Origin of the sequence: Marinobacter shengliensis (assembly GCF_030297115.1) — a bacterium.
Lineage (GTDB): Bacteria > Pseudomonadota > Gammaproteobacteria > Pseudomonadales > Oleiphilaceae > Marinobacter > Marinobacter shengliensis.
In genome coordinates, this window is sequence record NZ_AP028062.1 from 2,487,540 (window position 1) to 2,500,572 (window position 13,033).

General features: G+C 57.3%; 13 protein-coding genes. 10 read left to right on the forward strand and 3 right to left on the reverse strand.

What is annotated here, in order from left to right:
- Positions 1-141 precede the first annotated feature (141 nt).
- The 9 genes from QUE75_RS11425 to QUE75_RS11465 all read left to right on the forward strand — a co-directional run bounded on the left by QUE75_RS11425 (position 142) and on the right by QUE75_RS11465 (position 7,641).
- Positions 142-600: a carboxymuconolactone decarboxylase family protein gene (locus QUE75_RS11425; protein WP_286250193.1), complete on the forward strand. Its 459-nt coding sequence runs from the start codon at positions 142-144 to the stop codon at positions 598-600.
- Positions 601-715: 115 nt separating this feature from the next.
- Complete coding sequence (locus QUE75_RS11430; RefSeq protein WP_286250195.1) at positions 716-1,366, forward strand: helix-turn-helix domain-containing protein; 651 nt, start codon at positions 716-718, stop codon at positions 1,364-1,366.
- A 90-nt stretch (positions 1,367-1,456) separates the two neighbouring features.
- Entirely contained in the window at positions 1,457-1,951 is a 495-nt protein-coding gene (locus tag QUE75_RS11435; protein ID WP_286250196.1) for a hypothetical protein, read from the forward strand.
- Between the two features lie 154 nt (positions 1,952-2,105).
- Entirely contained in the window at positions 2,106-2,549 is a 444-nt protein-coding gene (locus QUE75_RS11440) for a hypothetical protein (protein ID WP_286250198.1), read from the forward strand.
- A gap of 156 nt (positions 2,550-2,705) precedes the next feature.
- Positions 2,706-3,704 carry a serine hydrolase domain-containing protein gene (locus QUE75_RS11445; RefSeq protein WP_286250200.1) on the forward strand — a complete coding sequence of 333 codons (999 nt, stop codon included), beginning with the start codon at positions 2,706-2,708 and terminating at the stop codon, positions 3,702-3,704.
- Positions 3,705-3,707: 3 nt separating this feature from the next.
- Positions 3,708-4,619 (forward strand): histone deacetylase family protein, encoded by a 912-nt coding sequence (locus tag QUE75_RS11450; RefSeq protein ID WP_286250201.1) that lies wholly within the window; start codon positions 3,708-3,710, stop codon positions 4,617-4,619.
- A gap of 142 nt (positions 4,620-4,761) precedes the next feature.
- Positions 4,762-6,099 (forward strand): NTP/NDP exchange transporter, encoded by a 1,338-nt coding sequence (locus tag QUE75_RS11455; protein ID WP_286250203.1) that lies wholly within the window; start codon positions 4,762-4,764, stop codon positions 6,097-6,099.
- Positions 6,086-7,033 (forward strand): aldo/keto reductase, encoded by a 948-nt coding sequence (locus QUE75_RS11460; RefSeq protein WP_286250205.1) that lies wholly within the window; start codon positions 6,086-6,088, stop codon positions 7,031-7,033. Before QUE75_RS11455 ends, QUE75_RS11460 begins: the two co-directional genes overlap by 14 nt.
- Before the next feature lie 122 nt (positions 7,034-7,155).
- Entirely contained in the window at positions 7,156-7,641 is a 486-nt protein-coding gene (locus QUE75_RS11465; protein ID WP_058090570.1) for a GNAT family N-acetyltransferase, read from the forward strand.
- A 51-nt stretch (positions 7,642-7,692) separates the two neighbouring features.
- On the opposite strand, the gene QUE75_RS11470 is transcribed toward QUE75_RS11465, so the two are convergent.
- Both QUE75_RS11470 and QUE75_RS11475 read right to left on the reverse strand, forming a co-directional pair.
- Complete coding sequence (locus QUE75_RS11470; protein ID WP_286250211.1) at positions 7,693-8,571, reverse strand: metal-dependent hydrolase; 879 nt, start codon at positions 8,569-8,571, stop codon at positions 7,693-7,695.
- Positions 8,572-8,697: 126 nt separating this feature from the next.
- On the reverse strand, positions 8,698-10,752 hold the full coding sequence (locus tag QUE75_RS11475) for a dehydrogenase (protein WP_286250212.1): 2,055 nt from the start codon (positions 10,750-10,752) through the stop codon (positions 8,698-8,700).
- Between the two features lie 147 nt (positions 10,753-10,899).
- Here QUE75_RS11475 and QUE75_RS11480 point away from each other — a divergent pair, with 147 nt between their 5' ends.
- Positions 10,900-11,919: a class I fructose-bisphosphate aldolase gene (locus tag QUE75_RS11480; protein ID WP_286250215.1), complete on the forward strand. Its 1,020-nt coding sequence runs from the start codon at positions 10,900-10,902 to the stop codon at positions 11,917-11,919.
- Positions 11,920-11,944: 25 nt separating this feature from the next.
- Here QUE75_RS11480 and QUE75_RS11485 read toward each other — a convergent pair whose 3' ends face one another.
- A complete protein-coding gene (locus QUE75_RS11485; RefSeq protein ID WP_286250217.1) occupies positions 11,945-12,922 on the reverse strand; it encodes a tRNA dihydrouridine synthase in 978 nt (325 codons plus the stop codon).
- Between the last annotated feature and the right edge of the window lie 111 nt (positions 12,923-13,033).

The window sequence follows — 13,033 nt, forward strand, 5'->3', positions numbered from 1 at the left end:
GAGACTGAACAGCACTTTTACTTGTGCTCGTCGTTAAAACGGGTCGCATTACTGGGATCATCGCTAGTGTCGAAAATCTTCAATACCGATCCCGGGCCATTTATTACCGTGTAACTCCACAACAATTGGAGGACATGGATCATGACCGCACGCGCGAATTACATCGGCCTGGCGCCGAAAGCCATGCAGATTCTAATGAATCAGGAAGCGTATTTGAGGGAGCAGTTCCGGGCGTCAGACACCCTCAGCACGGCTGTTTGGGAGCTGGTAAAGCTAAGGGTGTCGCAAATCAATCAGTGCGCCTTCTGCATCGACATGCACAGCAAAGATGCCACCGCGCAGGGTGAAATCCCGGAGCGTATGATGGGCTTGAGCGCCTGGCATGACATGCCTTTCTATTCTCCCATAGAGCGAGCTGCGCTTGATTGGGCGGAGCATCTTACCTATGGCAAACCGGTAGACGACCAGAAATATCAGGATGTAGTGAAAGCTTTGGGTGAGCAGGCTCTGGTGGATTTGACCATCGCGGTTAACGCCATCAACAGTTGGAACCGGATTGCCAAAACCTTCAAGCCAGAGGTAGGCAGCTATAAACCATAATAGCCTTTCCAGACCAGCGTTCGACTTTCAGCTGTCCTGCCCATCAGGACAGTTGTCGGCGTTTGTGCAAGGGATTTGGTCAGCGTCGGTATCCGAGCTGGCAAACGAGCCGGTGGTGAAGTTACTGCATTCTGAGGCGTGCAGCAGCATCTGGTTTAGTCTGGCGGGTGACGTGAAGATCGGCGACACCCCCATTCCGGAGGGTGTCATCCTGCTACCGGTTGAGAAGGTATCAGAGAATGTTTCCCTGTTTCCCAAATCGCAGCTCGCGGGTATTCGGTTTCAACCCGCGATTGGCTATGCGGTAATCGGGCAACACTTTGATCAGCCCACGGCCCTGACCGCAGACCCAGCGCATCTACCCGGCCTTAGCCAGCTCTACTCCAACCTCAAGTCAGACCATGACAACGTAAGCCGGGTGAACACTCTGCAACGATGGCTGAGCAGGCATTTCCGTCTCACAAAGACCATCCCCGGGCCGCTGAAGCAGGCCCTGGAAAGCTTCAACGAAAACGCAACACCGGGGGTGCTTAACGAACAAATCAGCGTCAGCCAGCGGCATGTGGAGCGGCTTTTCAAACACTGGATGGAAATGACACCCAAGCAGTACCAGCGCATCCTGCGAGTGAAACGAGCCATCGACTACATCCGCGAGCACAGCCGGGCAAACCTGGCAGAGGTTGCCCATCAGTTCGGCTTTAGTGATCAAGCTCATATGACGAGGGAGTTCCGTGCCATTGCGCGCATTACGCCCGGGAAGGTGTGAGGTATAGCTAAGAGACCAGGCGACCTTGAGTTGGGATTCAAAACAGAATAACTTGGGTGTTTCTGGGTAATCACCATATGGAGTTCAATCATGCAAAGGATCGCGTCATCCGTCTTCACTCTACTTGGCCTTACCGCACTGGTACTGTTTCCCGGATTGACACATGCCGGCGGCCCAACTCCCGAACACTTCCTAGATAGCAGTTCGATGATTTTGGAGATTCGCTATTGCGAATGCCAGGCGACAGAGCCCGATGGCAGCTCTTCGGAACTGCGCACGGAATTTCTGGAACGTTCTCACCTCTTGCGGGTAGGTCTTGCCGATGAAGGCCGGGGGTACGCGTCTTCACCGGAACTGACGATTGGCTTCAAGTTAACGCCACTGCCGGAATCCCCTGGCGCTTTCGCCTTCAACTTTGCCGGCCGTTATGCGGCAGGAAATCAGAGCAGCACCGGTAGCGGAGAAGTGTTGCTAAGCGCCGACCAGTGGATCAATCTCTTCGGCTCAAACCGTGAAGGTCGGCACGGCACGCAGTTCAGTGATGTTGCGGTGAGATTGGTCGAGGCGAATACTTCGATAAATTAGGTGGCATGCCTGTGGTAACGTTCGCCACACAAGTTGGAAAGGGAATTTTCAATGATGTAGAGGTTTGTACTGTTCACAATATTATCGCTCTTTTCCATTCGCTCCGTTTAGCAACCTGCAATTGCCGGTTTCGTATACATCAGGGATAGATACTATGAAAACTCAAATTCTACGTGGTCTTTCTTTAGCCACATGTGTAATCGGCGGAATCCTCTCGTTTTCAACGTTTGTCGGGCTTCCAGACACCCTTCCGGAGTTCGCCGCCGGGCTCATCATGATGGTCGTGGGTTATGGTAGCTTCAGATGGGTTTCCAACACCCGCTCTCATACTGAACAGCCAACCGCCAAACCGTCTGCCATCCTTCGCTTTGTTGGGTTGCTGTTTATTATTGTCGGCAGTTTGCTTTTACTACGCGGGATGTTTGGCGTTTTGAGTTCTGCGTTTCTGTTGGTGCAAGGAGGGCTAGATCAGGAGGGTGTGATCATCCTGCTGAAGGTTCTCGTAATTGGCGCAGTTCCGGGCTTATTGCTTGTCTTCGCTGGTCGCAAACTTCGTATGGCGGGCTTGGGACATTTGGCTTTAGCCAGCCAGAATTAGGTTCCAAACAGCAAGAGCAGGCGGAGGATGACGAATCCTCCGAGTTCACCGTCGGATCAGCAGTGTGTGAATGTGAGCTCGTTCGAGCTTCCTGGCGTATGGTGGTTATGAGTTGGAGAAGTTTATTCTGACACGACCATCAATATCGGGAACTCTATGCATCGGTTTTTCAGCTGGAATTTCGCACTTTTACTCCTTTTCGTACCTATGCTGTCCCAAGCACAGCCCACAGATTGGCAAGCCGAGGTCGAGCAAGAAGCCGCACAACTTGACCGCCTGCACACCCTGATTGTTGCCCACAAGGGTGAAGAAATTCTGGCACTGGATTTACGGGGCCAGGGCCTGGATACACCCGTCAACATCAAGTCTTTGTCTAAAACGGTGTTGGCTGCGCTGGTGGGTATGGGTATCAAAAACGATGTACTCGAGGGAACCAATCAGCCTGTGGTAGAAACTCTGGGCAACCGGGTACCTGCATCGGCTACCGAGGGTATTGAGCGCATTACCCTCGGGCACCTGCTGTCTTTACAGGCAGGTCTGCAGCGTACCTCTGGGGCTAACTATGGGCCCTGGGTGGCCAGTAACAACTGGGTCAGCCACGTGCTTACCCGGCCCTTTGTGGATGAACCGGGCGGGCGCATGCTGTATTCCTCAGGCAGCAGCCACCTGCTCTCTGCAGCTTTAACAGAAAGTGCTGGCCGCAGTACTCTTTCCCTGGCTCGGGAGTGGCTGGGGAAACCTCTGGACATAGATATCCCGCCCTGGGACCAAGACCCGCAAGGGGTTTATTTTGGCGGTAACAACATGCTGCTCTCACCTCGTGATTTGGTAAAAGTCGGCGAGCTGTATCGCAATAACGGGCGTGTGGGAGACCAACAATTGCTCCCGGAGAACTGGGTAACTGAATCCTGGACCGGTCGCGGCGAATCCGCCTTCACCGATGATCCCTATGGCTACGGCTGGTTCCTGCGGCCCATGGCGGGTGAGATGGGGTATTACGGGCGCGGTTTTGGCGGCCAGGTGCTCTATGTAGTGCCGACCCTGGAACTGACGGTGGTAATGACCTCAGACCCTGCCCCACCTTCGCCGGGTTCCCGTTACCTGCGCCAACAGTTTCAATTAATTGAAGACCACATTATTCCGGCACTGCCTTAGCGAATGACCATACCCATCGTTCACCACCCGGATTACAGCTTTCCTTTCCCGCAGAAGCACCGCTTCCCCATGGAAAAGTTCGGGCTTCTGGCGGAATATATGCGTTCCACGGGGCTGCTCACGCGCCGCAACAGCTTCCGCCCTGCCCCTTGCCGCCAGGGCTGGCTGACCCAAACCCATTGCCCGGATTACCTGGCCCGTTTTGCGCAAGGCCGGCTGACGGCGCGGGAGCAACGGCAAGTGAACCTGCCGTGGAGCACCGGCCTGGTGCGGCGTACATTTCTGGCGCCCTCCGGTACAGTGCTTGCCGCGCAACTTGCCTTACAACACGGCATTGCCTGCCATCTTGCCGGCGGCACCCATCACGCCCATTTCGATTACGCCTCCGGGTTCTGCATCCTCAATGACCTGGCGATTGCTGCCAACGTGCTGCTTGGGCAAGAAGGCATCAAAAGGGTGCTGGTCTTCGATGTGGATGTGCATCAGGGCGACGGCACTGCAGCCCTGCTCGCCAACACACCAGGGGCATTCACCTGTTCCATCCACTGCGAACGCAACTTCCCCTTCGAGAAGCAATTGAGCCACCTGGACGTAGCGCTGCCCGACGGCTTGGGTGATGAAGATTATCTGGCGGTTGTGTACGAAACCCTAAAACAGGCGTTGGCGCTGTCCAAGCCAGACATCGTGCTCTACGACGCCGGTGTGGATGTGTACGAGGGCGATCCGCTTGGCAAGCTCAACATATCGGAGCAAGGTATTCGTCAGCGGGACCGGCTTGTGCTGGGGGAACTCAAGCGCCGGGGTATTCCCGTGGCTACAGTGATTGGTGGGGGCTATGATGACAACCGGGCCAACCTCGCAAGACGGCACGGGATTGTGGTGGAAGAGGCCTGTCGGGTATTTACGGGCAGCTGATGAGGAAGCGATGCAGTCTCCACCCCATCCAGCGGAACTTTGGCCTATGATTAACATCAAAGTTCGTTTAACACGATAACAAGAATTCATAGCCGCAGGGAGCACCGCGTCGCATTTCCCCGGCCCCATCGGGAGCCATCACGTGCGCCACCCGTTTCAGAAAGCGTTCAACATTCGCCGCCACGAAATCGTTCCGGTGTTCCTGGCTGTGTTCTATTTTTTCTGTGTACTGACGGCGCTGATGGTATTGCGTCCTGCCCGCGAAGCGTTGGGGATGCAGGGCGGCATTGATGCAGTGCGCTGGCTGTTTGTTGGCACCGCAGTGATAACGCTGGCCGTTAACCCGGTCTTTGGCTGGCTGGTCAGCCATCTACCCCGCCGCTTGTTTATAACCGCTACCTACCTGTTTTTCAGTTTCACCCTGCTGGTGTTCTACAGCTTGATGACGCTAACCCCGGAGGTGATCGGGGTGACCACCGGGCAGGTGTTCTATGTTTGGTTCAGCATGTTCAACCTGTTTGTCACCATGGTTTTCTGGGCCTTGATGGCCGACCGTTTCTCGTTTGACCAGGGCAAGCGTTTCTTTGGTTTGATTGCAGTGGGGGGAACCCTGGGCGCCATATTTGGGCCATGGTTGGCGGGGCGACTGGCAGAGCCTATAGGCACTCCGGCTCTGCTGCTGGTCTCGGCCGGGTTTCTGGTGCTGGCGCTGATTGCGGCCTGGGTGCTCACCGGCCTGCAACCCCATAACCCGGCAGAACGCAAAGACCCGGAAGATCCGCCCGCCGTTGATGAACATGAACGCATTGGTGGCAGTGCCTGGGAGGGCTTCCGGGCAGTGTTCAAGTCCCGGTATTTGATGGGGATTGCCGCCTATGTGGTGATTCTGGCCATCATGGCGACGTTTATCTATTTCACCCGCCTGCATATGGTGGCAGCCATGGAAGACAGTACCGACCTGCGCACCACCCTTTTTGCCCGCATCGACCTGATTACCCAGGTGGCGACCCTGGTGATGCAGGCGCTGGTGGCCGGGCACCTGATGAAGCGTTTAGGGGTGTCGCTGACCCTGGCCTTGCTGCCGCTGACCGCAGCCCTGGGCTTTATCGGGCTGGCCATTGTTGGCTCCTTTGCGGCGCTGGTGGTGCTCGAAGCCTCGTTCCGGGCTGTTCAAAGAGCCTTGATGCGGCCCGCCCGGGAAACCCTGTTTACCGTGACCACACGGGAAGAAAAGTACAAGGCAAAGGCGTTTATCGACACCTTTGTTTACCGGACCGGTGATGTGGTCGGCGCCCAGACCGAAGGCCTGCTGGCCCGGCTGGGCATGGGCCTTACGGCCATTGCCACCGTGGCTGTGCCACTGGCCCTGGTTTGGGCCGGCCTGGCGCTCTGGCTGGGTAAGAGCCAGCGGCAGAAAGCCATTGCGGCTTCACCAATGATCCAAGGAACACGAGGAGAACCACGCCATGATATCCCGTAGAGCTTATCTGAAACTGGCCATGGCCGCCGGCGTTACACTGGCAGCCAGGCCCAGCCTGCTGTGGGCTGAGGCAGACCGCAAACTGGAGCTGATTACCCGCCCCATTCCCTCATCCGGCGAGCGTTTGCCGGGGATTGGCCTTGGCAGTTCCGCAACTTTTTCCAGCACTGCCCGTATTGAAGACCTGGATGCACTTCGGGAAGTGCTGGGAGCCCTGGTGAAGGAAGGCGGTACCGTATTTGATACCGCCCCCAGTTATGGTGCTTCCGAAGCAGTCGCTGCGCGTATCGCCAATGAGCAGGGCATCGCCAACAAGCTGTTCTGGGCCACGAAACTGAATGTGGCGGGGCGCGGTGGTGGCAAGGCAGACCCGGATCAGGCACGGGCGCAACTGGAAACGTCATTCGAGCGGATCGGAAAAGACCCTATTGATCTTATCCAGGTGCACAACATGGCGGACATTCCCACGCAGTTGGGCATGCTTAAGGAATACCGGGCTGAAGGCCGGGTGCGTTATATCGGCGTGACCACGACCTTCCCCCAGCAGTACCAAGGCCTGGAACGGGTAATGGAGCAAGAGCCCATCGATTTTATCGGTGTCGACTACGCGATTGACAACCGCACCATGGAGGAGCGCATTCTGCCTCTGGCGCGGGACAAGGGTATTGCTGTACTGATCTACGCACCCTTTGGTCGCACTCGCCTGTGGGACAAGGTTCGGGGCAAAGAGGTGCCGGGGTGGGCGGCAGAGTTCGATGCCCATACCTGGGCCCAGTTCTTCCTCAAGTTTGTGCTGGCACACCCGGTGGTGACCGCTGCCACACCCGCTACAAGCAGAGCTCGCCACATGATCGACAACATGGGCGCAGCAATGGGCCGGCTGCCGGATGATGAGATGCGACAACGGATGATTGCGCACCTGGAAAGCCTGTAACAAGGCGCTTGACTCAGGCAATTCAAAGGCTGGATTTTCCTGCGGTTGTCGGTATGCTGACTGGAGTAGCGGGTTTATGGGTTATTAACCCGCGCTCCAACACAGGTACACACTGAGTCATCATGAGCACAATCACGTCGATCACTATTCGCAAGTACCGTATTCAGGATTTGAGCCCGGTGGTTCGCCTGTTTACCGATTCCGTGCATGAACTCACGGCCGGCGCCTATGACGAAACCCAGCGGTTTGCCTGGGCCTCCCGTACGCCACACCTGGATACCTGGCGGCAAAGGCTGGAGTCACTGGAAACCCTGGTGGCGGAAGAAGGCCAGGACCTGGCCGGGTTTATCTCCTACGATGACGACGGCACCATTGATCTGGTGTTTACTGCCCCTAACTATGCCCGTCGTGGCATTGCCTCCACGCTGTATCATGAGGCGGAACAGCAGCTGATTGCCAAAGGCGCAAAAGAGTTGAAAACCGAAGCCAGCGTAGTGGCCAAGCCCTTCTTTGAGCGTCACGGTTTTGAAGTGGTGGATGAACAGCGGGTGACGGTTCGCGGGGCTCAGTTCCTGCGCTACAACATGCGCAAGGATCTGACGGCGTAATCCGGCGGGCAGCCTTTGCGGCTGCCCCTCGACGAATGCAAATGGTGCTGTTCAGCCTTGAAGTGAGGCCGGCAACCAACGCTTCTTGGCCTTCTCCACCAGATCCCGGGCATCGTTGTCCCAGGGGTGGAAGGTCGGGCTGTAATACTTCAGGTAGGACGGAATCAGTTTGCGGAAGACCCCCGGTTTGCCCCACATGTAGTTCAGGCCCTTGGCCCAGGATTTCAGGTTGCCCAGCTGGCCATCGGCTTTCATCAGTTGTATCAGGTGAATGCTGCTGAACAACGGAAACATCACGCTGACAAACATCATTTCCGTTACGCGAATGAATTCACTGCCGCCCACGCTTTTATAGACATCAAATGCCACTGCCTTATGTTCGGATTCCTCAATGGCGTGCCAGGCCCAGACCGGTGCGATGCGGGGGTCCATCTCTTCAAGGGCATCGTATTTCAGCAGGAATTCTTCGGCCATCAGGGCGGTAAAATGCTCTACTGCCACGGTGTGGGCCAGCTGTCTCTCCGGTGTGAAGCGCTTACGCATCCAGTTCATAAACCACTGCACTTCCCGCTCCAACCGGCTGAGGTTAACCCCCCGCTCTTCGAGGAAGCCGTTCATCATTTTATGCTCTTTCGAGTGGTGAGCTTCCTGGCCGATGAACGCGCGAATCGCTTTTTTCAGTTCAGGGTCGGTAATCTGGTTCTGGTAGTGGCGAACGGTATCAATGAAGAATCTCTCTCCCGGCGGGAAGCTGGCAGACAACGCCGCCAGCAAAAGGGTTTTTGCCGGGTCGTTGTCCCACCAGTACCTTGGCAGGTCTTCCGGAAACTCGAAATCCGGGCTGCGCACTTCCGGTAGAAATCCAGGGGGCGTTGCGGTCCGGTATGCTGCATTGCTGGTTTTCTTGATCTGTGACACTGGCGCGTTCATGGCAGAACTCTCCCGAAGCCATTCGTTTTTTGCGTAGTCAACAGGCTACGCTGCTCCGGGAGTGGGCGGCAGGTGTTTGTAGGCCAAAATCCACCGCTACCCGTACACTTCAGGCCTTTGCCTGGTTCAGGCCGGTTCCGTGGCGTGGGCGGCCAAGGTGCGCACTCTCTCGAAATCTTCCTCGGTAAACACCCCGTTAACGCCGGATACAGCCGCCAGCTCCATGCCGTGTTTCAGGCCCAGTTTGTATATTTCCCGCACCTTTTCCCATTCAATGTTCCGGCCCAGGGTGAAATTCTCGAACCTTGCCTCGAGCGCCAGCACGATGGTTTCTGCCAGGCAGGCATAGGCAATGCCCTTGGGCAGGCCGATATCTTTCATTTTCACGATGCCAGGCAGTTTGATCTCTCCAGATTCAATCACCAGCACATCGGGCCGCTTGGCCACGTCTTCCGCCGGGATATCCAGGGGCCTGGCCACGTCTGTGATCACGCAACCGGGTTTCACCTGCATGATGTCCAGAATACGTTTACCGGCGCCGGAGGTGGCAGTGACCACCATGTCCATATCGGGCAGGTCACGGTTGGTGGTGGCGGCCACATGCACGATGGCGCCCGGGGTTTCCTGTTCAATGCTTTCCTTGAGAGACAACAGTTTGGCCGCTTCCGGTGCCACCAGGTAGATTTCATCCACGGCCTTGGCCAACAACCGGGCGCAGACAGAGCCGATAGCGCCAGTGGCGCCGACAACCATGGCTTTGCCGGCCATCTTCCCGCTCTTGCCAATGCTGACACGGCCAATCCTCTTCGCCGCATCGTGGGCCGCCCAAAGTGCGCCCGAGGCGCTGTAGCTGTTGCCAGTGGTGATGGGCAGCGGTGCCCGCTTTGCCACGGTGATCCCCGCATCACCCACTACCTTGGTGAACGCCCCCAGCCCCATGATCTGGGCGCCCAGCTTTTTCGCCAGATTCGCCGCCGCCAGCAATCGGCTGTAGGTGAATTCCGGGTCGTGGGCCATGATTTCCCTGGGTGTGCCGCCTACGGTGATCAGCCAGCCTTCCACCTCATCGCCGGTGGGCGACTGGATGCCCGAAACCTTGGAGTAAACAAACGGAGGCGTGTAGGCAATGGCCTTTTCCACAAGGTTCATCACCGCCGGTGGCGACACGCTCGCTACCCAATCCAGGGGCGGGGTTTTGGTCAGGTATTGCTGAGACAACGGGTGAATCACAAAGGCAAAGCGGTTGATCCGACGGTAGCCGTTCGGGTACAGGATGCGGGGCTCTACGCCCAACTGTTCAATCACGTCCAGGAAATCGTCCGCACCCAGTTGCTCCGGTGTGCGAGACAGAGCCGCGCTGATCATCGCCTCCATCACGTTGACCCCCACGGGGCGACCTGCCAGCCAGGGGCTGTAATCCACCACCATGGCCACGCGCCGGGAGCGGAACCAGTCCAGGGCGGATGCGGTGACTCTGGAGGTAATCACAGTTTTGCCATCCAGTTCCTTCTCGGAAAACACTTCAAGATCACCCATAGCACCAACGATCACATGGCAGTCTTTTACCGCCTCATGCAACGAGCCGCTGATCAGCTTCTCCCCCATGCGGTACAGGGGGCTTCGGTGCAATCGTTCTATAACCCTGACGGCGTTGGGGCTAAACATCACCGGGGCCGTGAGCTTGGTATAGGCTTCGAGCTGGTTCAGCGAATTGAGTAGCCGGGGCACGCCAAAGTCCAGGTATGGATCGGCGAAGAACAGGTTGTCGGTATGCTCAGACAAGGCCCTGGCAATACGGAATCCGGCCTGGCCATTGAGGAACAACACCCGGGCGTTATCGAAAAAGTGGCCCAGCTCCGTCTGGGTATGGCGAACCGCCCATTCCTGGAGGATGCCCCGCAAGCCCGCCCCGGTCGTGATCGGTTTGTCTGGTACGCAGGCTTCCAGCCTGGCGGTATCAGGGTGTTCAAGCTGCTCGCGGCCCACCTGGTAGTGGTCGTGGATCATGCTCAGGCCGATGGCATCAGCCTGTGCGCGAATCGAATCGAGAACAGCCTCGGCCCGATCAAGATTGCCATCGGTGCCCACTCGCACCACGCGAAACGTATGGCCCAGAAATTCGGTTTCCAGCTCATAGTCGTACTCAGACGATCCCTGGCTGACGCTGACGACGGTTTTCATGGCGGGCTCCAGTATGATCTTGTTATACCTTAAGTCTAGAACCTGCGATGCGTTCCCGCCTTAGCCCAGATCAAATAACAGCCGGGCTTTTTGAGACTACACTGAATACGTCTCGACCACTGCAGAATCAGCAACCAAGGAGGAGCCATGAGCGTTAAACAGGAGCTATTAGCCACCATTGCCGACCTGGTCCAGCCGGGCAAAGGTATTCTCGCGGCAGATGAGAGCGCCCCAACCATTGCCAAGCGGTTCAAGGCGGTGGGCGTTGAATCCACGGAAGCCACCCGGCGCGAATACCGCAGCATCATCTTTTCCACGCCAAAGCTTGGAGCGCACGTAAGCGGCGTTATTCTGTACGAGGAAACGCTGGAGCAACTGAGCCTGGACGATGTTGCCATCCCCAAGCTGCTGGCCAGCCAGGGCATTGTTCCTGGCATAAAGGTGGACCAGGGCAAAGGCCCGCTGGTAAACGCCCCGGGCGATGAAATCACCTACGGGCTGGATGGCCTTGGCACGCGCCTGGAGCACTACAAATCCATGGGCGCGCGCTTTGCCAAGTGGCGGGATGTGTTCCATATCTCCGACACCCTGCCCTCGTTCCAGGCGATCAAATCCAATGCCGAGGTGCTGGCCCGTTACGCCGCAGTGTGCCAGTCCATGGGCATAGTGCCGATTGTGGAACCCGAGGTTCTGATAGATGGCAACCACAGCATCGAACGCGCGGCGGAAGTCAGTGAAGATGTGCTGCTGGAAGTGTTCAAGGCACTGCACCGCCACCGGGTGGACCTGGAAACCATGGTGCTGAAACCCAGTATGGTGACACCGGGCAAAGAAACGGGCAAAGCCAGCCCGGAACAGGTTGCCGAAGCCACCCTGAGCGTGTTCCGGCGGGTGGTGCCGGCGGCTGTACCGGGCATATTCTTCCTGTCCGGTGGCCAAACCCCGGAGGAATCCACCGAAAACCTGAACGCCCTGAACAGCATGGGTTACCACCCCTGGGAACTCAGTTTTTCCTATGGCCGTGCCCTGCAGGAGCCTGCCCAGAAAGCCTGGGCCGGCAAACTGGACAATGCAGACAAAGCCCAGGCGGCCATGAAAAAAAGAGCCAGGCTTAATGGCCTGGCCCGTTCCGGAAGCTATTCACCAGACATGGAGAGGGAGGACTGATCACCCCTCGCATGCGGGGTGCGGATCAGGCAACGTTGGTTCGCTGGGTGGGTAAATCAACTGGCTGGTCAAGGCAAGCCAGCATGGGCGCCACGTCCCGGAGCTTCCGAGCCTGGGGCCAAAGCGCCTCGGCTTCGGCAAAGCCCTGGCGCAGGTAATTGAGCCATTGCTTGATGCGACCGGTCACGTATTTGTCTTCCAGGCGAGTTTGCAAGGCTGCCGCATATTCACGCACCAGGGCAACCGCTTCCGGCCAGGCCATGGGTTCGATAGAGTCACCCTGCTGTGAGGCTTTAATCTGTGTCGCCAGGTCTGGCCGGGCAATCAGGCCACGGCCAATCATCACATCATCGCAGCCAGAGACTTTGCGGCAGCGCCAGTAGTCTTCCACTGTCCAGATTTCGCCGTTGGCGATGACGTGGCTTTGGACTGCTTCGCGCACTTTGGCAATCTCTTCCCAGTAGGCGGGCGGTTTGTAGCCATCCACTTTACTACGGGCGTGGATCACGATCTCCGATGCCCCGGCGGCTTCCAGTGCCTGGCCACAGGCCACACCCATGGAGCGATCGTCGTAGCCCAGGCGCATCTTGGCGGTTACCGGAATGTTGGCAGGCACTGCTTTGCGCACGGCCGCGGTGATTTCATACATCAACTCCGGCTCCCGCATCAGCACGCAACCACCTTTGTGCTTGTTGACGGTTTTGGCGGGGCAGCCAAAATTGATATCCACCTGCCCTGCTCCCAGTTCAGCGGCCTTGGCACCGTGGCGGCCCATCATTTCGGCGTTTGAACCCAGCAACTGCACGGCCACGGGTGTGCCCACTTCGGTCAGCGCGTTATTGTGAAGTTCCGGGGCGTACTTGTAGAAAATCCGGGGCGGCAGCATGCCGTGGGTCACGCGAATAAATTCCGTCACGCACCGGTCAATCCCGCCGACTTTGGTCAGGGTTTCACGGATGGGTGCGTCGACCAGCCCTTCCATCGGGGCAAGGATGATTCGCATGAAAGCTCCAGATACTGAGAAGAAAAGATCAAAGACGGCTGATCAAAAATCAGGCGGAGCGGATTGTAAGGAATTCGGGGGCAAATAGGTAGCCGGGCATCCCGAAACAGG